At 49.3% G+C, this 22,490-nt stretch carries 22 protein-coding genes; 14 read left to right on the forward strand and 8 right to left on the reverse strand.

Translation table 11 applies throughout. The annotated features are described in order from the left end of the window. The first annotated feature begins 177 nt into the window (after nt 1–177). The gene (locus tag F4V51_RS03680) at nt 178–1,083 is read left to right on the forward strand and encodes an AraC family transcriptional regulator (RefSeq protein ID WP_153976893.1); all 906 of its coding nucleotides are present in this window, start codon (nt 178–180) and stop codon (nt 1,081–1,083) included. 72 nt (nt 1,084–1,155) lie between these two features. Here F4V51_RS03680 and F4V51_RS03685 read toward each other — a convergent pair whose 3' ends face one another. Continuing rightward, nucleotides 1,156–1,965 carry a DUF1129 family protein gene (locus F4V51_RS03685; protein WP_153976894.1) on the reverse strand — a complete coding sequence of 270 codons (810 nt, stop codon included), beginning with the start codon at nt 1,963–1,965 and terminating at the stop codon, nt 1,156–1,158. A 414-nt stretch (nt 1,966–2,379) separates the two neighbouring features. Here F4V51_RS03685 and F4V51_RS03690 point away from each other — a divergent pair, with 414 nt between their 5' ends. Next, nucleotides 2,380–2,628, forward strand: coding sequence for a hypothetical protein (locus F4V51_RS03690; RefSeq protein ID WP_153976895.1), 249 nt, complete (start codon nt 2,380–2,382; stop codon nt 2,626–2,628). Between the two features lie 16 nt (nt 2,629–2,644). Here F4V51_RS03690 and F4V51_RS03695 read toward each other — a convergent pair whose 3' ends face one another. Together F4V51_RS03695 and F4V51_RS03700 are read right to left on the reverse strand one after the other, a co-directional pair. Continuing rightward, nucleotides 2,645–4,108 (reverse strand): HAMP domain-containing sensor histidine kinase, encoded by a 1,464-nt coding sequence (locus F4V51_RS03695; RefSeq protein WP_162009889.1) that lies wholly within the window; start codon nt 4,106–4,108, stop codon nt 2,645–2,647. Beyond that, nucleotides 4,105–4,803 carry a response regulator transcription factor gene (locus F4V51_RS03700; RefSeq protein WP_153976897.1) on the reverse strand — a complete coding sequence of 233 codons (699 nt, stop codon included), beginning with the start codon at nt 4,801–4,803 and terminating at the stop codon, nt 4,105–4,107. Before F4V51_RS03700 ends, F4V51_RS03695 begins: the two co-directional genes overlap by 4 nt. Before the next feature lie 375 nt (nt 4,804–5,178). Between F4V51_RS03700 and F4V51_RS03705 the strand changes: the two genes are divergently transcribed. Together F4V51_RS03705 and F4V51_RS03710 are read left to right on the forward strand one after the other, a co-directional pair. Next, nucleotides 5,179–6,009, forward strand: a complete 831-nt coding sequence (locus tag F4V51_RS03705) for an alpha/beta hydrolase (RefSeq protein WP_095288477.1) — start codon at nt 5,179–5,181, stop codon at nt 6,007–6,009. Nucleotides 6,010–6,204: 195 nt separating this feature from the next. Beyond that, on the forward strand, nt 6,205–6,993 hold the full coding sequence (locus F4V51_RS03710) for a DODA-type extradiol aromatic ring-opening family dioxygenase (protein WP_153976898.1): 789 nt from the start codon (nt 6,205–6,207) through the stop codon (nt 6,991–6,993). A gap of 150 nt (nt 6,994–7,143) precedes the next feature. Here F4V51_RS03710 and F4V51_RS03715 read toward each other — a convergent pair whose 3' ends face one another. Continuing rightward, nucleotides 7,144–7,356 carry a hypothetical protein gene (locus F4V51_RS03715; RefSeq protein WP_153976899.1) on the reverse strand — a complete coding sequence of 71 codons (213 nt, stop codon included), beginning with the start codon at nt 7,354–7,356 and terminating at the stop codon, nt 7,144–7,146. A 138-nt stretch (nt 7,357–7,494) separates the two neighbouring features. After that, on the reverse strand, nt 7,495–8,034 hold the full coding sequence (locus F4V51_RS03720; RefSeq protein WP_095288480.1) for a DoxX family protein: 540 nt from the start codon (nt 8,032–8,034) through the stop codon (nt 7,495–7,497). Between the two features lie 341 nt (nt 8,035–8,375). On the opposite strand from F4V51_RS03720, the gene F4V51_RS03725 reads away from it, so the two are divergent. From F4V51_RS03725 to corA, 4 genes are all read left to right on the forward strand, one after another. Further along, a complete protein-coding gene (locus tag F4V51_RS03725) occupies nt 8,376–9,455 on the forward strand; it encodes a DUF3048 domain-containing protein (RefSeq protein WP_236146684.1) in 1,080 nt (359 codons plus the stop codon). Between the two features lie 282 nt (nt 9,456–9,737). Then, a complete protein-coding gene (locus tag F4V51_RS03730; RefSeq protein WP_095288482.1) occupies nt 9,738–10,352 on the forward strand; it encodes a DUF47 domain-containing protein in 615 nt (204 codons plus the stop codon). Between the two features lie 14 nt (nt 10,353–10,366). After that, entirely contained in the window at nt 10,367–11,356 is a 990-nt protein-coding gene (locus F4V51_RS03735) for an inorganic phosphate transporter (RefSeq protein WP_153976900.1), read from the forward strand. A gap of 360 nt (nt 11,357–11,716) precedes the next feature. Beyond that, nucleotides 11,717–12,676 (forward strand): magnesium/cobalt transporter CorA, encoded by a 960-nt coding sequence (gene corA / locus F4V51_RS03740; protein WP_153976901.1) that lies wholly within the window; start codon nt 11,717–11,719, stop codon nt 12,674–12,676. A gap of 315 nt (nt 12,677–12,991) precedes the next feature. Here the strand turns inward: corA and F4V51_RS03745 are convergent, their stop codons facing one another. Both F4V51_RS03745 and F4V51_RS03750 read right to left on the reverse strand, forming a co-directional pair. Further along, on the reverse strand, nt 12,992–14,077 hold the full coding sequence (locus F4V51_RS03745; RefSeq protein WP_153976902.1) for a DNA alkylation repair protein: 1,086 nt from the start codon (nt 14,075–14,077) through the stop codon (nt 12,992–12,994). A 187-nt stretch (nt 14,078–14,264) separates the two neighbouring features. After that, complete coding sequence (locus tag F4V51_RS03750; protein ID WP_236146685.1) at nt 14,265–14,900, reverse strand: tyrosine protein kinase; 636 nt, start codon at nt 14,898–14,900, stop codon at nt 14,265–14,267. Between the two features lie 457 nt (nt 14,901–15,357). On the opposite strand from F4V51_RS03750, the gene F4V51_RS03755 reads away from it, so the two are divergent. Together F4V51_RS03755 and F4V51_RS03760 are read left to right on the forward strand one after the other, a co-directional pair. After that, nucleotides 15,358–15,648, forward strand: a complete 291-nt coding sequence (locus F4V51_RS03755; RefSeq protein ID WP_017690665.1) for a YerC/YecD family TrpR-related protein — start codon at nt 15,358–15,360, stop codon at nt 15,646–15,648. Between the two features lies 1 nt (nt 15,649). Next, on the forward strand, nt 15,650–16,435 hold the full coding sequence (locus F4V51_RS03760) for a sirohydrochlorin chelatase (RefSeq protein WP_110755543.1): 786 nt from the start codon (nt 15,650–15,652) through the stop codon (nt 16,433–16,435). Between the two features lie 92 nt (nt 16,436–16,527). On the opposite strand, the gene F4V51_RS03765 is transcribed toward F4V51_RS03760, so the two are convergent. Next, nucleotides 16,528–17,097 carry a TetR/AcrR family transcriptional regulator gene (locus F4V51_RS03765; protein WP_153976903.1) on the reverse strand — a complete coding sequence of 190 codons (570 nt, stop codon included), beginning with the start codon at nt 17,095–17,097 and terminating at the stop codon, nt 16,528–16,530. A 208-nt stretch (nt 17,098–17,305) separates the two neighbouring features. On the opposite strand from F4V51_RS03765, the gene F4V51_RS03770 reads away from it, so the two are divergent. The 4 genes from F4V51_RS03770 (at nt 17,306) to rlmD (ending at nt 21,959) form a co-directional block, all read left to right on the forward strand. Then, nucleotides 17,306–18,229 (forward strand): ketopantoate reductase family protein, encoded by a 924-nt coding sequence (locus F4V51_RS03770; protein WP_153976904.1) that lies wholly within the window; start codon nt 17,306–17,308, stop codon nt 18,227–18,229. A gap of 99 nt (nt 18,230–18,328) precedes the next feature. Next, nucleotides 18,329–18,745, forward strand: coding sequence for a DUF4395 domain-containing protein (locus tag F4V51_RS03775; protein WP_153976905.1), 417 nt, complete (start codon nt 18,329–18,331; stop codon nt 18,743–18,745). A gap of 429 nt (nt 18,746–19,174) precedes the next feature. Further along, nucleotides 19,175–20,056: a diacylglycerol kinase gene (locus F4V51_RS03780; RefSeq protein ID WP_095288492.1), complete on the forward strand. Its 882-nt coding sequence runs from the start codon at nt 19,175–19,177 to the stop codon at nt 20,054–20,056. A gap of 151 nt (nt 20,057–20,207) precedes the next feature. Beyond that, nucleotides 20,208–21,959 carry a 23S rRNA (uracil(1939)-C(5))-methyltransferase RlmD gene (gene rlmD / locus F4V51_RS03785; RefSeq protein ID WP_153976906.1) on the forward strand — a complete coding sequence of 584 codons (1,752 nt, stop codon included), beginning with the start codon at nt 20,208–20,210 and terminating at the stop codon, nt 21,957–21,959. The last annotated feature ends 531 nt before the right edge of the window (nt 21,960–22,490 follow it).

Consider the following 22,490-nt stretch of genomic DNA (forward strand, 5'->3'; position numbering starts at 1 on the left):
TCGTTTACCAACGAAGTCATTGTATGGAGAGCTCCCTTCCCAATCTAATTGGAAGGGAGCTTCCTTGTTATTAGCTCAATTTTTGTCGTCAAAAAAGGTTCTCTGGGCCATTGCTGGGCCGGGCCAGCAGAAGGATAATGAAGGGAAGAAGCACATGATCCGGAAAGGAATGATGGGATGCTTGCATTTCGCTTGACCGGGCTGCCGGATTCCCGGCTGCCTCTGTATCTGTATTGTATTGGAACACACGAGCAGAAAGTGCAGCTCAGGCCGGAAGGGTTTCCGGTGCATCAGCTCTTCCTGTCGCGCAGCGCCGCAGGCGAACTCAAAATTCCGGGGAAGGGGTCGTGGCCTGTAGGAGCTGGCCAATTGTGGGTAGGCGAACCGGGAGTAGCCCATGAATTTCACCCGCATTCCAGGACGAACGGGGAACTTGGATATATCGGGATTGGCGGCAGTTCAGCTGGATCTGTGCTCCAATCAGCCGGGTTATTGCATGAGGGGCCGAGAGCCCTATCCGATTTCGAACAGTTCTGGTCGCGAATGTCGGACCTCTGGCATGGGCTGGACGATGGGAAGTCTGGTATCTGGGATACGTCACTTATCATCTACCAGTTCATTCTGGATATCGCCAGGTCCGTATCGACGCAGGAGAGAGCAGAACTATCTGAAACGAGTCGTATCTCTGTGACGTCTAATCAGCGCGAGTTCGATTCGGGAAGTGAGGCATTTACCCGTGCGGTTGCATTGATGCATGCCCACTACCAGGATGATCTCTTATTAAAGCATGTGGCTGAAGCCGTGGGATACTCCGTGCAGCATCTCAATCGTTTGTTTCATCAACGCCAGGGCGTGACCGGGCATCAATATATGCAGCGTTTGAGGTTGCAAAAGGCATCCGAATGGCTGGACAAGAATCCACGTGCGAGTGTGAGAGAGGCGGCAGAGATGGTTGGCATGGAGGTTAACTATTTTATCCGCATGTTCAAACGCGAATTCGGTGAAACGCCTGGCAAGGGGATCAAACAGCGGAACCAGTCTAGTAGCGAAAAAGGCGAACCCGATGTGACACCAACGCTTTGAAAGGTACTTTCGAGGATAGGTGTGATGAAAAGATGAGTATGAAGAAAGGGGCATTATGGCCCCTTTTTTGGTTTATTTCTTTTTCTGCCCGAAGAGCGGCCTCAGTAGAGCAAGCCCCACGATACCAATCACAAGACTAACCCACGGGGCTAAGTAAAATACCGGAAGACTGTCCCGCAGCGGATAACCAACGAACAGGACAAGCACAACAATGACGATATAGATCGCAATGCCTTTCAGGTTAACCTGGGGCTTGGTCGTCATATCCTTGCCTTGATCATCCGGCCGTTCCGCCAGGCGGCGAAGCATCTCAACCAGAGCAATCCCGCCAACAGCTGAAATGATAATCGAAAACAGACTGATATGGCTGAATGGTTCCGTATCTCCACCACTCCAGCCGATAAATAGCCCAGCTGCGCCCTGAATGAGCATGACAAAGGAAATGGCTGCCCAGGCAATCATCACATACCACTTGGGTGTACGTTTGACTGGACCGGAAGCCTCTCCGTTCACATCTTCATCGTCCTTGGATGCTGCAGCTGGCTTAGCTGGTTTATCGGCGTTCATTTTTTTAGATGAGTTCCTACCCACAGATACAGACGAAGAACTGGGTGCTCCTGCACCTGCATTCAGGCGTGCGTGGATATCCTGTTCCAGATCCGCTCCATATCGTTCCCGGGCGGGTTGTCCATCCCGCTGGGCTTGTACAATGGCTTTTCCTTCAGCCAAAATCCATTCTTCCTGCGTTCTTTCATCTGCGTCGGTGCGGCGGGCAATGCCGCTAATCTGGTCGAACAATTTTACATTTTCGGGCGTCATCTTGCTCATTTCGGTCATTTGCCGGTTTTGTATTTCTTTAAGCTTCTTATAGGAAATCCCCAATGATTGCTCCCCCTGTCTGAACACGTTACAGATCCCCAGTTTCCTGAAGACCCTGACGGTATTTTAGTATACGGGAAGGGCTCTCGTTTCGCAAAGTCATTCCTTATAAAAGAGCTGAGTGTGATGTATCCACAAGTACACGCAAGCCAGAATGACACAGCTGCATAACAACACCAGCTTGCCGTGAGCACGTATCCAATCAATTAGAAATTCCATGAATTCAACCCTTTCGGCGGAAGGAATCCGAGGTCCATTTGCATGAACATAGTATCGATTAATTTCCCCATTTTTCCTATGAAATATTCATAGGCTGAGCCCATATCCAACGATTCTGTGAAGGATGAATAAAGGCTGGCCGATTCCAACACAATAGTAGCATTTCAAACGAAAAAACAGTAATGGGAGTGTGCCGACATGAATCAAGCCAATCATAATAACAATGAATTAACACGGAAGCTGCTGCTGAACAGCAACTCCCGTGGTGTGAAGGATGAAGTGGTTCCCATGGGACAGGGAGCAGTAGAGGATACCGAATTTGCAGTTGAGCTTGGTGAGGGACCCGACAAGACGGGCAGCTTCTGGGAAAGTTCCGATTTTGCCCGTGAACATCGCTGGGAAGGTCAAGTAGAGACCCACGAGATGTTTCGCCGGAGCTATGAATAGTACATGGAATTCATGATCACCCAGCAGTATCGAGTGTAAAAGAGATACAGGCACCACCTTCAGGCAGATTACTGGCGCCTATGGTTCCACCGTGCTTCTCTACAATGCGTTTGGCGGTGAATAGGCCCAGTCCGGTCTGCCCTTGGTGGCCGTGATAGAATTGGTCAAACAAATGCGGCAGATCCGCTTCGGTAAAGCCTGAACCTGTATCGCAGACAGTAACCTGCATGATATGAGCATCCTGTATATTCACATGTAGTCTGATCTCCCCTTGCGGGGGTACATAACGCAAGCTGTTGGCCACCAGGTTATCCAGCACCTGCCCCACCCGCTGTACATCTAGCTGAAGGGGCGAAGAGCTGTCCGCTCTTTGATCCACGAGTTTGAATTTCAAGTGTACACGCTGACTGGAACACAGAAAACCGATCTCCCGCTGCTTCATTTCCCAGAAGGAGGAAGGATCAACAGCTTCCCGGCGAAGCGGAAAATAATCAAAATCGGTGCCTGCGGCTACCGTCATATCCTGAATGAGCCGATTAATTCGCTTCACATTATGGTCAATGACGTCCAGATGATTGCTCATACTTTCGGCTGTATGAACAACATGTGCGGGTGAATCCTTAAGCAGCTCCACATGACCCTGAATCACCGTCATTGGCGTGCGGAAATCATGGCTGATCGCGCCCATCAGTTCACTCCGTTCCTGCTGAAGCTTCCACTCCCGGGTTAGGGCACTCTTCAGTTCCTTACGCATGTCCTCGAAGGAGGCGGAGAGAAGTCCGAGCTCATTAGGCGCGTGGTTATCCAAAATAAAGTCCAGATCCTGCTCCTTGATGCGTTTGGAAGCCAGAATGAGATCCTGGATCGGCCGGTTTACATTGCGACCCACTCTTCCAGCTACAAACCAGGTCGCTGCAGCGATGTATACGAAGGGAGAAGCCAGCATTAACACGAGAAACGTATTCGTCCAGACGGGCGATATGGATGGAGAAGGGCTGGTTTCCAATCGGTACTGGAGCACAAGAGCCCCTGAATACATTCCGTGATCTCCGCTTAGTGGCGAGATGAGCGTAACCAGTCCGCCTAACCCAAGTGTACTATCTGTTATTGTTTTGCTATTCAGCCTGCTCAGCAGGTCCGTTTCGTTCTCCACGATCTGCTCCTGAATCGTTCCGTATCTTCTGTTTCCATGGGTATCCACAACCTGATAGGTGATGCCTTCCGGAGGCAGCAGCTGTTCCAGCTTGGCCTGATTGGCGGTGTCGGTCCACTTGATCTGCTGCTTCGCCTGCTCCTGCACAGTGTTCTGAATGTCGGGGATTCGAGACTCATAATAGTTGGCAGGCTGCAGCCACTGGTTGGAGAAGAGAAATGATATCCCGGCTGCCCAGGTCAGGAGTGTCAATACAATGCTGATCCCCATCACGAGTGCAAATGCCCAGACGAGTTGTTTTTTGATCGGCCAGCGTTCCTTAATCATCGTACGGGCTCCCATTTGTACCCGACACCCCATACCGTCGAGATATAGGCATGATCCGGGTCAGCTGCTGCCAGCTTGGCCCTTATTTTTTTGACATGTTCCGTAATCGTGGTAGTATCCCCCGTTGCCTCGAGACCCCAGATGCGGTCATACAGCTGTTCCTTGGAGAAAACTTGCCCGGGATGCGTGGCCAGCAGTTCCACCAGATCATATTCCTTGAGCGTGAGCGGGATGGCATGCTGCATGATCATGACCGTGCGCCCCTTCAGGTCTATTTGCAAAGATCCGTATCTGTAAAACGCAGGCTCATTCCCGCGCGGCTGAACGCCATCGCGACGGGAACGGCGCAAGTGGGCAGCCACTCTTGCCTTCAATTCCCCAAGACTGAACGGCTTCGTCATATAATCATCGCCGCCGATGGATAACCCTTGAATCCGGTCCATTTCGGCCTGCCTCGCACTGAGAAAGAGGATGGGGCAGCTCACCTCATCCCGAATCAGCCGGCAGAGCTCGAACCCGCTCATGCCGGGCATCATAATGTCCAGCAGAATCAGATCCGGCGGATTCCCGAGAAGCTGTAAAGCCTCGGTGCCGCTTGATGCCGTGGACACGTTATACCCTTCCTGCGTAAGTGTCTGATGAATCAGCGCTACAATATCCTTTTCGTCATCTACAATCAGAATGTTTTCGTTCATGATGATTTTCCGGCAGTGTGCTCAAGGCTGCTACTCCTTACTGCCGTCTCCGTTTCCTTCAAATAGTTGAGTATATATTGTACCTAAAATTACCATGTTCGTAAAAACAAGAATGCCAAGAAGAATTCGATTTTTTTCATTCACTCCAGGCATAACTTTGCCGATACATTGAAGATACACACGAATTCTAAAGATTTTATAACGTTCCATCTATAAATCATAAACTGCCTGTTGCACAGGCGTTTCCTCACGTTGACTTGAGGTTCCCGGGATGATATTATACTAATAACATCTTAATACACATTAAACTTATCGGATTTATATACAATCAAATGAATGAACGAGTAACGGCAAGAATGGAAAGGGGAAATTAGCATGGAGCGTCAGATCAGTATCCGTCATGGACAGGAAGAATTAACAGCTACAATTCATTATCCCGTAGTCAGGGATATCAAGGAGGGGAATCACCAGCAGCGTGTGCCTTTGGCGGTCATTTGCCATGGTTTTGTCGGCAGCCGGATTGGCGTGGACCGCCTGTTCGTGAAGACCGCACGTGAACTGGCTGAGGATGGATACCTGGTGCTGCGCTTCGATTACATCGGCTGCGGGGAGAGCAGTGGTGAATATGGAGCTGAAGGGCTGGATTCCATGATCGCCCAGACCCGTTCGGTGCTGGATTACGCAGTGAACTGCAGTGATGTGGATCCAACCCGCGTGACCTTGATCGGTCACAGTCTGGGCGGAGCAGTTGCTCTGCTGACGGCCATCCGTGATAAACGGGTCAAGAATCTGGTCATGTGGTCTGCCGTGGGATATCCATTCAATGACATCGTGAAGATTACGGGGCGTGAGGTGTACGATCTGGGCGTGAAGCAGGGCTCTGCCGATTATCTCGCTTACAAGTTCACTCCGGCTTTCTTCGAGTCTCTGGCTGAGCATCAACCATTCCAGGAAGCCGTTAAGTTTAACGGCGATGTTCTGGTCGTGCACGGTACATCGGATGACATTATTCCTGTAGACTATGCTTTCCTATATCAGAAGGTATTCTGGATGCGTCAGGAAGGGCGCTGCGACAAGGAGATTATTTTCCAGGGCGATCATACCTTCTCTTCCGGCAAAGAACGGGAGCAGCTGATCACGCGTACCCGAGAATGGCTCGGCGAACGTCAGAAGATCGAACAGGATTGGCAGCACTGGATGATTTAATGGCTTGGAGGACGCTTGAAGCAATTAAGCACATAAAACACATAATGGTATGGGGAACAGAACGATAAAGTGGAGGACGGAACGGCGCGATGGGCCGTTTCGGGATGTCAGCTTGGAAAAGCGCCTTCTACGCGGTAGAATAGAGGAGTAGTATAGAAGCGTAACCATTCTATCCGTGTCTGGAGGTTGGCAGCAATGACATTACCCGCATTTTTCATTGCGCATGGTTCTCCCGCTATGGCGGTGGAGAGCAATGACTACACTCAATTTCTGAACCAGCTTGGAAACAGGCTGCCGGCTCCAAAAGCCATTGTCGTATTTACGGCGCATTGGGATTGTCCCGAGCCGTCCGTGACGATGGACGATACACATCAGACCTTGCATGATTTCTACGGATTCCCCTCTAATATGTATACCATTGATTATCCAGCTCCAGGGCACTCGGAACTCGCAAGTGAGATCTGCGCCCTCTTTACACGCAGCAATCTGCCGCATCAGCCTGTTCGAGGCAGAGGACTGGACCATGGAGTCTGGGTGCCACTGCTGCATATGTACCCGCAGGCGAATATCCCTGTCGTTGTCGTGTCTGTAGATTCGCTGCGTTCACCGCAGGAGCAGTACGATATTGGCCGGATGCTTGAACAGCTGCGTCACGACGATGTACTGATCATAGGCAGCGGCGGTACCGTTCATAATCTGCGACTACTCGGTAGTAACGAGGATGAACCTGAGGATTGGGCCGTAGAGTTCGATGATTGGATGGAAGAGCGGCTGGAGAAGTGGAACACGAGAGAGCTGTTTCAATATGACAAAAAAGCTCCAAATGCCCGGACTGCGGTACCTTCTTATGGAACGGAGCATTTGGCTCCCTTGTTCTATGCCATGGGCACAGCAGATATGTCCCGAAAAGCGAAGCGCCTGTTCCAGTCTTATCCGTATGGAACACTTAGTTTAAACTGCTGGCAATTCGGTGACGGCGTGTAACTTGGAGCAGACAAGAAGTATTGCTTTACGGTAAGGCCCTCAATATACGATGACATTCAGACATGAACCGCTACTGAATAATAAAAGCAAAAGGTTCCTTTACCCAGCAATACTCTGGGTGAAGGAACCTTTTTTGGTGTAAGCCTATATCTATTTTCGAATTTCGAAGAACTCACAAGCGGTGCGGGAATGATAGGCAAGTTCACTGACACTGGACTGCACTACAATCGTTTGGCTGTCAAAACGGATAATGACACCACCGGAATCAATCTGATGGTTATCTTTAAATACCCGGATCTTGTGCTGCAGCTCCATGGCTTCCTGGAAGTCGGCCTCGGTCTCAAGACGGCGGTTGGTCGGCATGTGGGGTACTCCTTTTAATCATGTACTTTCGTTCCTGGTTCCATCATAATACGTGATTCTGTGCATGGGCAAGTCAGGCATGAAAAAAGCCCTGTTCCCCGGGGGATGGGGAGCAGGGCCGATATGGTATTCTGAACGTTACGCTGTTTTTTGAGCTGTATTTATGGTTGGTGTATCTTTGGGATGATGACCTTTGTTCCGGCTGAACAATCCGCGAAGGTAAGGCAGTACCCAACGATCCAAACCGATTTTACCAGCATTGGCACCAGCAACGACGAGGAAGATTTGCATCAGAACCAGTTGTGCATTCGTGCTCACGGTACCCGAGAAGAGGAACGCAAAGTTCATCACGAGGGCCATCAGTGCAGCCAGTGTGGTGAAGCAGCCAAGGATAAGACCGAGACCTACCAAGAATTCGCCGAGAGGGATAAGGAAGTCGAACAATCCGGCATTCGGTACTGCGAACTTTTCAAGGAATGTTGCCCACCAAGCCTGAACTGCCGGGTGATCACCTGTTGCTTTTTCCACTGCCCCAGCAAGGAAGCCTCCAGCCTCGAACCCGCCTGTCAGTTTGCTCCATCCGTGAGTCATCCAATCATAACCGATGTACACCCGAAGTACTGTCAAAATCCACATTGCCACTTTGTTTTCTCTAAGCCATTGGTTGAAGCTGAACATATAAACCACTCCTTCATGGAATCTAGTGTGTGTTGTTTGTTTTGGTTTTTCTAAGTGATCACCTTTGATGTCTTTATTGTATAGTTCAAAAGTCTTTTTGTTTGTGATAAAAATCACAATCTAATTCAAATTTTAAGTAAGCTTTTATGAGTTCACATTTTAGACATAAGTGATTGCCAACTCATCGTTTCAAATTCTTATTCGTGGGGTAGAAAAATGCCCTTATATCAAAGACAAATGGTGGTACGTGTGATTAAATGGAAAGAAAAACGTGAAATGGTTATCCGCATCCAGAAACAACCACACCTTAGACCTGGGCCATTGTACAGGAGGTACAACAATTGAAGTCATTCAAATGGAAGAAGGCAGCGTCTGCTGCATCATTACTGATTCTCGCCATAAGCATGGTAGCTTGTCAAAGTAAGGAAGCAGCGCAGCCGCCGGAGCCGGAAGCGGTCCCTGCGCCTGTAGAAGTGGAACAAGAGACCCAAGAACCTGCAGTTCCGAAGTTCACCGCGCCGCTGACTGGCTTGCCGGTTGAAGAGGCTATCACGCAGAGGCCGCTCGCGGTCATGATTAACAATGCACCTGCAGCCCGGCCCCAGTCCGGCCTGAGCTCGGCAGATATCATTATTGAGGTGCTCGCAGAGGGAGGAATTACCCGGTTCATTGCGATCTTCCAGAGTCAGGGCGGTGCAGAGACCGTAGGACCCGTACGGAGTATTCGTCCGTATCTGATTGAACTGGGTGAGAGTTATGATGGCGTACTTGTACATGCGGGCGGTAGTCCAGACGCTTATTCCATTTTGCAAAAACAGCAGAAGCAGCACATGGATGAAATATCGAACAGCGGACCTTACTTCTGGCGTTCTTCGGATCGGAAGGCACCACATAATCTGTATACTTCAGCGGACAAGCTTAGAGAAGGAGCGGACATTAAGGGGTATAGCCACGATACCGAATCTCCCGTCTACATCTATAATGAGGAAGGCTCAACTTCATCAGGAGAATCTGCAGCTCAATTTGATATTCATTATTTATTAGATAGTTACCGGGTGACGTATGATTATGATGAAGTTAGCGGACGATATATGAGACTGGTGAATGGGAAGCCCGATCAGGATCAGGATAATGGAGAGCAGATTGGAGCAGCGAATATTATTGTAGCGGGCGCAGATCACAAGGTGCTCGACAGCGTTGGCCGATTGTCCGTCAATGTTGATCAGGGCGGAGAAGCGATGCTGTTTCAAAAAGGGAAGATGGTTCGCGGTGAGTGGGTGAAGAAACCGGGTGATATTATTCGTTTTATGCAAAATGGGACAGAGGCAGCCCTGGTTCCAGGCCAGACCTTTATCAGTATCGTTCCGAACCAACCTGACTTTGCAAGTCATATTGAAGTCCAGAATCAAGTTCAAAATTAAGGTTGAATGCAAGAGTAAATTCCTTCGCTTGCTTCATTAATATGCGGGCCAAAATCGAAAGTCGGATCCTGTCGGTTCGTGTTTTGTAAACGCAGTGTAAAATCTGAGCATCATTTTTCCATCCATTCCAAATAATTAAGATTCATTTCAGATTAATGTGATAAGAATATAAAAAAGGATCGCAGCTTTTGTACAAACCATGAAACAAATATGATAAGATATCAAAGGTTGTCATTTCATGTTTCACGGTTATCAGCAATTTCTCGTAAAGGGGATAGGACGATGAAGATAAAGAAGAAGGATATATTTTTCGAAACATTAGAGAATATGGCGGATACTGTCGTACAGGCGGCTGACTATTTCTCTGAGCATGTTTCCAACCTTCAGGATGTAACTCTGTTTACCAATGAAATGAAAAAATATGAGTCCAAGTGCGATGACTATGTGCATACGATCATTATGGAGCTCAACAAAACATTCATTACGCCGATCGAGCGTGATGACATCATGGAATTGACAACAACACTTGATGACGTATTGGACGGGCTTGAAGCAACAGCTTCCCGTTTCTATATGTACCAACTGACTGACCCGGATGAATTCATCGTGCAGTTCGCTGAGATTTTGCGCCAATCGGCTTACGAAATTCAAAAAGCGATCCATTTGCTGTCCCAGAAAAAATTGCTGGCGATCCGCGAATATACAATTCGTCTGAACGATCTGGAGAACCAGGGCGACGAAGTATTGCGCATGTGCATCAAGCATCTCTTCGCTACCGTGTCTGATCCGATTGAACTGATCAAGCGCAAGGAAATTTACGAGCGTCTTGAGACAACTACGGATGCTTGTGAAGATGTAGCCAACATGCTGGAATCCATCATTATGCGTAATTCTTAAGGAGCCAGAGAATAATGGAAACAACGATTTGGGTATTAGGTATAGTCGTCTTCCTTGCACTGGCGTTTGACTTCATCAACGGTTTTCACGACACGGCGAATGCCATTGCAACTTCGGTCTCCACTCGGGCACTAACCCCGCGACGGGCGATCATTCTCGCAGCGGTCATGAACTTTGTCGGTGCGATGATGTTTACGGGAGTAGCGAAGACGATCGGAGGAAGTGTTACAGACCCCACGAAGCTGGATAACGGGATAGAGGTCGTCATAGTCACCTTGATTGCCGCGATTATCTGGAACCTCGTGACCTGGTGGTTTGGGATTCCTTCTTCTTCCTCACACGCATTGATCGGGGCACTTGCCGGCGCAGTATTTGTTGGTGCAGGTTCCGATAAAGTAAAATGGGGCGGATTCATCGAGATCGTCGAGGGGCTTTTGTTATCCCCGCTGATTGCATTTGCCATAGGTTATGTGGTCATGACCATTCTCAAATATATTTTTGCCAAACGCAGTCCGCACACCGTGAACAAGGGTTTCCGTACGGTACAGATTTTCACGGCTGCACTGCAGGCGTTCACGCATGGTACGAATGATGCGCAGAAGGCCATGGGGATTATTACATTTGCGCTCGTCGCAGCAGGTGTGCAGGATCATCTTGAAGTTCCGCTCTGGGTTAAAATCTCTGCGGCAACGGCGATGGCACTGGGTACTTCCATTGGTGGTTGGAAAATCATCAAAACGATGGGGACCAAGATCTTCAAAATTGAACCGATTAACGGTTTTGCTGCCGATTTGTCCGCGGCTTCCGTTATATTCACGGCAACACTGCTGCATCTTCCAGTAAGTACAACGCACGCTATTACATCCGCCATTCTGGGTGTAGGTTCTGCGAAGCGTTTCTCTGCTGTTAAATGGGGCTTGGCTGGACGTATCGTAATTACGTGGTTCATTACCATTCCGATTACGGCTGTACTCGCAGGCTTGCTGTACTGGATTATTTTCTAAGAAAGTGATCTGAAGAGTCATTCGGGGACCGACTGGAACAGCTGTTCATAACTGTGTGAATATCGGGATATGTGGACAATTTTTTAATTATAAGATAGAGAAGCCTGTGCATGAACGTGTGGACAGGCTGGATATGTGGATAGCCATCCGTGGAATGATAAACCAAACGTAAGATTATCCTGTGGATACAGGGAACTGTGGATAGGGAATGAGAGAAGCCAACAGGGTTGGCTTTTTTTGTTGTCCTTGTAGTAAGGGGTTTGGTGGATATTATGGTTGTTATGGCGTTGACAGGAGACGGTTCGAGCATGAAGTTATACAATAGCGTAAAGGATATAGGACAAGGACGTGGTCTAATTTATGATTCGTACACTCGCCATCACACGAGATCATCAGGTCTCCATCAATACTCCCCTGACACAGCTGGACCTGCAGGATTATGCCTGGGTCTGGGCAGATTTCAACCAGCCTTCGGAGGAAGAAAGCCGACTGCTGGATACATATTTTCATTTTCACCCCTTGGCGATCGAGGATTGTCTGCATGTGCTGCAGCGCCCGAAGCTGGACTACTACGATAATTTACAGTTTCTTGTGCTGCACGCGCTTAATCCAACTACTCTGGAAGCGGAAGAAGTGGATTTGTTCCTGGGGGCCAACTTCCTCGTTTCCTTTCATCATGGTGTACTGGAAGAGGTGGATGAAGCATGGGAGCGCATTCTGCATCATGCACATGAACGTACCATCTGGGCACGTGGCCCGGTGGCTGCTGCCTACACCGTGATGGACAAGCTTGTCGATCATTACTTCCCGTCGCTGTTTGCGATTGAGGATGAGCTGGCTGAACTGGAGAACCGGGGTGGCCAGGAATCCGTGGAAGACTTGATGAATCAGGTGTTTGACCTGCGCAGCCGGCTGCTGAAGCTTAGACGAACCGTGGTACCCATGCGGGATCTGCTCTACCGGGTGATCAACTCGCAGCATGTGCAGCGGACAGGGGAGCATACGGCGTATTTTACAGATATCTATGACCATCTGCTGAAGCTGACGGACATGATCGAGGCGGACCGGGAGATGACCTCGGATCTGCGGGACAGTTATATCTCCCTGAATTCCAACCGGATGAATCAGATCATGAAGACACTCACCGTTATTACAACCGTATTCATGCCGCTGACGCTGATTGCCGGCATTTATGGCATGAACTTCGCCTACATGCCGGAGCTCCAGTGGAAGTTCGGATATGGTGCCGTGCTGCTGCTGATGTTTGTGCTCGGAGGGAGCATGGTTGCCTGGTTTGTGAAGCGCGGATGGTTTAAATAAAAAATCTATATATAGAAGTGGTAATAAGGTTACGGAAATAGGATGTAACGAAGCGATGATCTTTTTGTGCCTTGTTGTACCCGGGCCAAAGAGATCATCGCTTGTTGTCTGTTCAAGAAAGTGAATGTTGAAGCTTCAATACTGTGGTTGCAGTGCGTATCTTCTATAGTTGGGTGTACCGAAAATGATCATCAAACGAAGCGAGTCTATGACAGACAGGTATTCCGTTAAGGGGGATATCCATGATATCCACATGTGAATATCTTTTTATCCGGGGTTGTGGGCTGTTAATAACTTATTGACGCAATCCGGTTGTTATTCTTCAAGAACGAAAGTTGCCGAAGCAGTAGGTTGTCCATTGACCACGATCGTCAAAGTATGAAGTCCGGCATAGTAACGTCTGGTGGTAATCACCTTGAACGATTGCTTCGTAGCGACCTTGCTTCTCCCCGCAGGATATGTTTTATCCGAGCATTTGAAACGTTTGGGGGCCTGCTTGCCACTCGCCTTCATATATCCAATCTCATATTCAATCCGCAGCATTTGAGGCTGCCCACTCTCATTGACCACATCGAACGAGAATTCCAGCTCTTCGCCAACGGCAATCGTATCCCGTGCAAGCTGAAGCTGCTCAACGTGCACGGCATCCTGCTCAACATAGCCAAAGAGGGCGAGGGCTTTGGGATGCCCCTTTTTGAGCAGTGAGCGGCTTGCGTGGCGGACAATCCAGTCGGTATGTGGATGATGACCGTACCAGGTGGAGGCGAGATCCAGAACCAGATCAGGATGGTCTTTCGAGATATCGTTGAGATGGTTGGCTACACTTTTCCGTACATAGAGGGACTCGTCCTGTTTCAAGGCGTGGAGAATGGGAAGTGTTGGTGTTGGATCTGCAATCAAACTGCGCAGCTTGGAACCCCATGGCAGGATAGGGCGGCTTCCTTCGCTGGCAAGTCTGCGAATATGCTCGTTGTCACTACTTGTCCATTCCATCATCCGTCTCAACGTCTCGATCGGATACCGTTCAATAAACGGGCGCACCGCAAACTCCGAGCTGGAATAAGGTGTGAAGACCGTCAGGTACTTCATGGACAATTCATAATGTTCAGGCGCTAGTCCGTTCACCTCGATATAATCAGGGACAAACAAATACTCAACCCCTCGCAGCTGTGGTGCCGCCTGTTCGAGGACATGCAGCGCTTCCTCATAGGAAGAGGGCAGTACTTCAGTCAGGGCCTGTGTAATGCGGCGAATACGTGCCTTGAATTCTGCCTGTTCCCAGCCTTCGGCAAACACGAGATCACGAAAATGAGCCTTATCCAGGGCAGGGTAATATTGATGCAGCAGTTCGCCGGTCCGATCAATTAATCCGGGCGTATATTTATCCTTAAACAGTTCCATGGTCCGCCTCCTTTATCTACTACCCAGTATACCTTAATTTACAGGAATAAGAACATAGGTTCCTGATTTTTTTATTTGAGATATTTTATATCAGATAGGAGTGTACAGTTAAGGCAATAACCGGGCATGCTCGTAAAGAAGGTGAAGGCACCTTCCTTATTCAAGGGAGAGGTGCCTGAGGAAATGGTTAACGTTTGCTGCTTGGGGGACGGCGCTTGGTGGAAGTTGTTTTGCGACGAGTGGTATTACTGCTGCGGCGACGAGGTGTAGTCGTAGTAGACTTCTTGCGGCGTTTGCGCGGCCGGGGCGGTGTGTATTCCTCATAGTCGGCCTCAGCAGGGCTGCTCTTGTTTTTCCCTTTTCCAAAAGGCAGGATGCCCATAACAAGCTTCATCATAGGGGCCATTTGCTGAATGCCGCCGACAACCTTCTGCATTTTACCAATGCCGCTCATAATACCGTCGATTCCGCCGAAGCGGTCGATCATTCCTTTTAATTCACCAAGATTGGCCAGTGAGAACCCGGAACTGCTGGAAGCCGCAGGTGTCTCAACAGGAACTGGAGGAGCAACAGGGGCGCCGCCGCCAAACAGGTTACCCCCAGGTGCGCCTTGCCCGTAAGGTACAAGTGCAGATGCCTCCACTTCACCGTAGACCGGATAGTAGGGTTCTACTCCGGGGTACACCGGCTGAACTGGGGTTTCATTCAATGAACGCTGTACCGCACCGGGCGGAGCATAGGCAGAAGTGTGCGCCTGTCGCTGTGAATAGGAAGACGGACGCTGCCGTGGTGTGGGCTGGCGATGATAATAATGCTGTGGCATGAACGATCACGTTCCTTCTATATGGATTTCGGAAATGCGTTCCTTCAACTGTCAGGTCCAATAGGCGTGAACAGACCTTGATGGAACTCCCTTTTGCTATACTGTATGTCATTCGCGGAGAGACGGCGTAGGCGGGTGTCACGGAAAACGGGATATTTGCGGAATTGGGCGCAGGGGACAAGGGAGGATCACAATCCTGGAAAAGGGAAGCGTGTACACAAAATTGTAACAATTAGGAGGGTTAAATCCCTACGTAAGTAATCGGGAATATACAGGTGAAAAATGGGATATATCGCAGGAATTATGGTTGGTGTCCACGTGTGGAGGACAATAGTACCTAATGGAAGCGGTAACATGTATTTTTATTCTGTAGTGCGTGAAATCGTTAACGCTTGAAATACCAACTCAGTGTGAGTACAATGAAGGTACACAGTAACCGCTAGGGGATGATGATGAAATGCAGCTGAAAAAGCTAAATGATAAAAGTATTGAACAACTATTTGAGGCCATTCTCACTCTGAAAGATATTGAAGAGTGCTACGTGTTTTTTGATGACCTCTGCACGGTAAACGAGATTCAATCCATGTCCCAGCGGCTGGAAGTTGCTCGTATGCTTGGTAAAGGCAACACGTATAATCAGATCGAAGCAGAGACAGGAGCTAGTACAGCTACGATCTCCCGCGTGAAGCGCTGCCTGAACTATGGCAATGATGGTTATAAAATGACATTAGAACGTCTGGGTCGCTAAGATGAAGAAACCGGGTGTACTGATCATTAGTCACGGTTCTCAGGAGCAGACCTGGGTAGAATCCGTCGATGACGCGGTCTCCCGGCTTAATCTGCCTGACGATCTGCCTGTTGAAGCTTCATTTCTTGAACTTGTGGAAGGACGCCTGATCCAGGACGGTATCAACCGACTGGAAGCACAGAGCGTAACCGATATATTGGTCGTACCGCTATTCGTTTCATCTGGCAGCACTCATGTGGATGAAATTGAATATGCGATCGGCGCGAAGGAAGCACCGGAACGGGAAACGGATCTGGAACCCTTTCAGGTAACTGCAAGGGTACATTTCGGTTATCCTGTGGATAACGACCCGGATATTGCCGTGATGGTGTGGGATAAGGTGAAATCGCTGTCCCGGGAGCCGAAGCAGGAGACGATTCTACTGGTTGGGCACGGGAGCATTCACGATGGATTCCGTCAGCGCTGGGAGACAGGCATCTCCTCACTCGCACAGCGGGTACAGGATGTCAGTGGCGTTGCCCATACGGATTATGCACTCCTCAATCCGGAGAGTGTATATGACAAGGCGAAATACTGGAGCCAGGAGCAGGGAACCCGCGTTATTGTGGCGCCGCTGTTTTTGAGTGCCGGCTATTTTACTATGAACGTCATTCCAGGCAGGCTGAAGGAACTGGACTATGCGTACAGCGGTGAGACGCTGCTGCCGCATCCGCTTCTGGGGAACTGGCTGGAGCGTCAAATTCAACTTTTACTGGACAAATGTAATGAGGGTAAGGCCCTTTCGTAAGAAGGGGACGAGCACTTTAAAATTATAGACAAGAAAACCACGTCCTTCGGACGTGGTTTTCTTATTGCGGCTGGTGTTGCTTGAGGTGGAGCTTATCCTTGAACCACGAGTGCAGGCAGGCTCAGATGAAGCTCCAATAATGCAATTATTTGATCGACCATATCCTCTGCAGAATAAGGCATGGCATTCATAATCCACCATTCTATCAGACCTACGGCAGCAGAAGCGAGGAACTGTATAGTGATCTCTTTGCTCATGCCTCCCTGAACGCCGCATGCATCCATCTGTTCCTCTACGCCCTGAATCATAATCGTCATGAGTTTGCTCCGGAAGGCGGGAATTCCTTTTTTCGTAAGGAGAGTGGTATAGATGGATGCATGTTCCTCGAGATAACGGAAGGTTCGCAGCAGCGCGTCTTTTGCCGTCATTGGCGTTGGATAATGATCGATCATGCAGCTGTCCACCAATTGCTGCAGGTACGTCTCGATACAGCGGTCCAGCAGATCATACTTGTCTGTATAGTGCAGATAGATCGTTCCACGGTTAACATTGGCGCGATCTGCGATATCATTGATTGTCATTTGCTCGAAATCCTTCTCATCCAGCAATCCAACAAAAGCCTCCATGATGGCCTTTGTGGTTTTAAGTACGCGTCTGTCCATGGCGCCTCCTCTACATGCTTCTTCGTTTTCTGTATTTCTCTCTATGAATTGTTTACGCTTTTCAACAAAAAGGAGTATTTCGTTGAATAATCAACGAAAGCGGGTTTTTTAGCGATTGAAGCCCGAAAGCGGCTTTGATACTCTTATTTTATCAACAACTGTTCATAAAGCAACGATTATTCATCATAACGAAACTGAGGGGAATCAAATGAAAATATTGGTCTATGGTGCAGGTGTGTTAGGCAGTCAGCTGGCCCACGTTCTGGTACGTGGAGGAAATGACGTTACGGTTCTCGCCAGAGGGAAACGGGCGGAGGAGTTGGATAGGGATGGCGTAGTCATTCGGCATGTATTTCAGTTTAGAAAAACGGTTGATCCAGTTCGGGTAACAAGAGAATTAAAAGCGGAAGATGTTTACGATCTCATTTTCGTGGTCATGAAATATAATGATTTTCCTTCGGTGTTACCTATTCTCGCGAATAACCGGAGCACCAACATCGTGATTGTAGGGAACAATGCAGATGCGCGAAGCATGCAGACCTATCTCGAAGACAACAGCCTAGTGGATAAGCAAGTCGCGTTTGGTTTTCACGTTAGCGGAGGGAAGCGTCACCGGGATCGGATGATGTCCATAGGCGGAGCAAAGGGATTGATGGTGATTGGCGCACTGGACGGTAAGATTCCTTTTCAACCTCTGCTGAATCAGGCCTTTGCAAAAGCAAAGTATAAGCTGGATGTGATTGAGGATATCGACGCTTGGCTGAAGAGTCACCTCATCCCGATTCTGATGCTGAATGCCGTAAGCTTCAATGAAGAGCGAGAGTTGCAGAAGCTGGAGGGAAAGCGAGAGCAGCTCCTGCACATGATCGGCGCCTTGGATGAGGGAATTGCTGTACTGGAGGCGATGGGCATCGACATGATTCCCCGAGCACAGGCGAAGCTGATCCGCAAGCATAAGCGGCTGCTGTACCTTTTGCTGAAGATCTACAGCATGCTTCCGGTGCATAAACTAGTTGCAGGTTCTTATGGCGAAATAGAGGCAATGGACCGGGCATTTACCGATTGGAAAAGCGTCACGAATGTACCTACACCCCATTGGGATGCACTCCGAAGGGATTTTACCATCCTATAATAAGATATGCACATGGTAAAATCATCTTTCTGTTGCTCAAAACTTCGATCCCGATTACAATAAAACCAACTAATAAAATGGGGATAAGGAGATATGAGGATGCGGGAAGTGCCTATGCGTTATGTCAAAGCGAATCAGGTCGGGATCGTGCTGTTTGTACTCCTGTCGTTTGGGTTCAATCAGCCGCTTATCTTGGGTGCGTTGTGGATCATTCAGGTGGTCGGGCTCGTCTCTGGCGGGAAGCTGAATCTATTTGTCCAGATCGGGAAGGCTGTACTTAAGGGAAAAGGTACGGAAACCCAGGCAGTAGAGCTGCAGCGCTTCAATAATATTCTGGCGGTTGTGTTCCTGTCTCTGGCTCTCATCTCATTCTCCTTGAGCTGGCAGGTAGCCGGTTATCTGTTCTCCGGAATGCTCCTGCTTGCAGCGGGTGCTGCCCTGCTCGGTTATTGTGTGGGCTGCACCGTATATTTCTGGTACAAACAGCTTCGTGCAGGCAGACGAATCGGCTTCTAAACGGATGATGAATGTAAAATATAAGGTAACGTGGATGCGGCTTCGTGATTCGGAGCCGTTTCTTTGTGCTTTTTGAAGGAGATAAAGGTTAAATTCTTGTCAGACGGGCAGAATGGGTGTCTATGAAATGGGTTAAATACAGTTGAAGAGAAAATCGCTGAATGTGTAAAATGAGAGGGAACCTGCTTGCCGGATGGCGTAAATACGTTACAGGCTAGGACATCTTCACATTTGATGATATGATAGAATATAAAGGCTCTGGAATGAGATGGAATTCCTTATGCATAGATATAGGTATGGATGAAGATTCGGGCAGGATTAACTGACGTGGGTGATCATGTAAAAGGTTCCCCGGTTGTGGACGCTCGCAAGTGAAAGAGAATGAGGTCGTTCAGACTCATGGATAATGTGGAATAGGTGGCGTATGAGATGAAAAAGGCTCGCTTAATATATAATCCGACCTCAGGCCGGGAAGAAATGAAGAAACGTCTGGCTGATGTGCTGCAGCGTTTGGATCAAGGTGGCATCGAAGCTTCAGTACACGCAACAACGGGCGAGGGAGATGCAACCCGTGAAGCGGAGCTCGCAATTGAGCGTGGTTATGACATGATTATTGCCGCTGGCGGCGATGGTACACTGTACGAAGTCATCAACGGCATGGCTGAGCGGGAGAATCGTCCGCCACTGGGTGTATTCCCTTTGGGAACAACGAATGATTTTGCGCGTGCGCTCGGGATTCCGAGACAGTGGGAGGATTATGTGGATCTGGTCATTAACCAGCAGACCCGTCCGCTCGATCTGGGTAAGGCAAATGATAAATACTTCATTAATATCGCAGGCGGCGGCTCGTTGACCGAATTGACATATGAGGTGCCAAGCCGTCTGAAAACGATGATCGGACAGCTTGCCTATTATATGAAGGGTATCGAGAAGATGGCCAGCCTGTCTCCGCAGGAGCTGATTATCCGCGCGGCAGGCCAGGAAGAGATTCATGACGAATTCATGCTGTTCCTGATCGCCAACACGAATTCTGTCGGGGGCTTCGAGAAGCTTGCACCAGGGGCGACGATAGACGATGGAATGTTCGATGTGATCGGTGTACGCAAATGTAATCTGGCCGACATGATCCGCCTCGTTACACTCGCGCTGCGTGGGGAACATCTGAACGATAAGAAAGTACTTCATTTCCAGACGGATTATATGGAAGTGACTTCGCCGGGATACGTACAGCTGAACCTGGATGGGGAGCTTGGCGGCACATTGCCTGCAACGTTCCAGAACCTCCAGCATCACCTGCTGTTGTATCGTTAAGAGAATAGGTGATGGTACGGGTGGCAGTGCGTTTTTCCAGTTGCCGTCTGCGTGGGGATCACGTATAATCTCAGGGTGAAATTGAAAAGATGAAGTGGAATGAACTCCCCATGCGTGGGGTGATATATAAGAAGAAAGAAGTGAATGTACGTTGTCTAATACGAACCGCAGCGGTCGTGGAAAAAACCGCCGGAATTCGGCTGCCTCTCAGGGGCAAGGGAATGCGATGGCATCCCGTCAGCCAGGTAAATCATCTCGTCCATCATCACGTCAGCAAGGGAAAGAGGTGCGGCCACAAGGCGCATCTCTTTCTGCCGTTCGTCCGAAGGGACGTGCACGTGAATCCGCGCCGATCGAAGGACTTCCGGTCAGCAAAAACGAAGAGACCGTCATCGACATCATTGGCATGAACCATGATGGTGAGGGTGTAGGCCGTGCGAATGGTTACACGCTCTTCGTACAAGGTGCGCTCCCGGGTGAAACCGTCCGCGTACGCGTGATGAAGACCAAGAAGCAGTACGGCTACGCCAAGCTGCTGGAGATCGTGAAGGCGAGTCCGGATCGCGTATCTGCTCCGTGCCCGATCTATGATCAGTGCGGCGGCTGCCAGATCCAGCATATGAGCTACGCCGGACAGCTTGCGTGGAAGCGCCAGCTCGTAGTGGATAATTTGCAGCGGATCGGGAAGCTGAACGTGATGGTGGAGGATGCAGGCGCTCAGGGTGATGAAGCGAACCGGAATAGACTGTCTGAAGAGAATGTGGATCAGGCAGCTGAACCAGCTATTACAGAAGAACAAGGGAATGGCAGTAATCGTATTCGTCTTCGGCTGGAAGGTGTCATGAACGAAGAAGCTGCTGAGCAAGGTATTCGTGTGCTGCCTACCATGGGTATGAACGAGCCGTGGCGTTACCGCAACAAGGCACAGGTGCCTATTGGCGTGACCGAAGGTGGCTTGGTGGGTGGATTTTATGCCAAAGGAAGCCATCGGATCATCGACATGGAGACCTGCCTTATTCAGCATGAGCATAACGACGAAGTGGTAGCGAAGGTGAAGGAGATCGGCAGCCATCTGGGAATCAGCGCATACAACGAAGAGACAGGCCGCGGCCTGCTGCGTCATGTGGTCGTGAAGAAGGCATTCCGCACAGGTGAGATGATGCTTGTTCTGGTTACCAATGGCCGGGATATCCCGCATAAGGATGAATGGATCGGCAGTATTCGTGAAGCGATCCCGCATGTGGCGAGCATCTGCCAGAACGTGAACAAGAAACAAACCAATGTCATCTTCGGCGATGAAACCCGCGTCCTGTGGGGCCGTGACGTGATCTACGATTATATCGGGGATGTGCAGTTTGCCATCTCTCCACGTTCGTTCTATCAGGTCAACCCAGTACAGACAGAAGTGCTGTACGGGAAGACAGTAGAATACGCTGGGCTGAGCGGCAAAGAGACGGTTATTGATGCCTACTGCGGCATCGGTACAATCTCTCTTTTCCTCGCGCAGCATGCGGATCAGGTGTATGGGGTAGAGATCGTGCCTGAAGCCATCGATGACGCTCGCAGCAATGCGCTGCTGAACGAGATGAAGAACGTGAAGTTCGAGGTTGGTGCATCGGAAGATGTCATCCCGCGCTGGAAAGAGCAAGGCATCGAAGCAGACGTTATCGTTGTCGATCCGCCGCGTAAAGGCTGCGATCCACGTTTGCTGGATACAATCCTGGAGATGAAGCCGGAGCGTGTGGTGTACGTGAGCTGTAATCCAAGCACCTTGGCACGTGATCTGCGTGTGCTGGAGGATGGCGGTTACCGGACGGTTGAGGTAACGCCGGTGGACATGTTCCCGCATACGGTGCATGTGGAGTCGGTGGCGATGTTGGTGAAGAGTGGTGTAACTCCATAATATACCCGTGCTATTCGTAATAAACTCGTGCTAAAAATCGAATAAAGACGTGATAAATCGTTGGGGGATAGAGGTGTGGGCATCCATTTATGTCTCCAACCGTCCTATAATTGTAACGACGAAGCCGAGCGGAAATCAGGATCTTCCCCTGATCATCGCTTGGCTTTTCTTTTCCCCAGGCTCGCTTTCTACGAAGCCTCAGATGCCATCTAATCCTTTCTTCAGGCTCTTCTTCCTGCATATAAAATAACTGCAATGCCGCATCAGACCTGCATTTCTCAGGCTTCTCCTCGCTCTTTTTCTCCCGCTTTAAATGCTTCCCAGATCTCTCTCCGCATCTATAATCAGCTCATTACCTGGCTTTGTTTCCTGCTTGCAGTAGTCCTTGAACTGTCCCTAATCCCTATCTTTTTCCCTTGCCTTTCCCTTGCACTGTTGTCACGACATTATTCAGATTATAATAAAGTTGTGATACAAAAAGTTGAGTCAAAAGTGGAGAAAAATACGGTTTTTTAGCATGACTTTATTTAT

This window comes from Paenibacillus xylanilyticus, assembly GCF_009664365.1.
GTDB classification, from domain to species: Bacteria; Bacillota; Bacilli; order Paenibacillales; family Paenibacillaceae; genus Paenibacillus; species Paenibacillus xylanilyticus_A.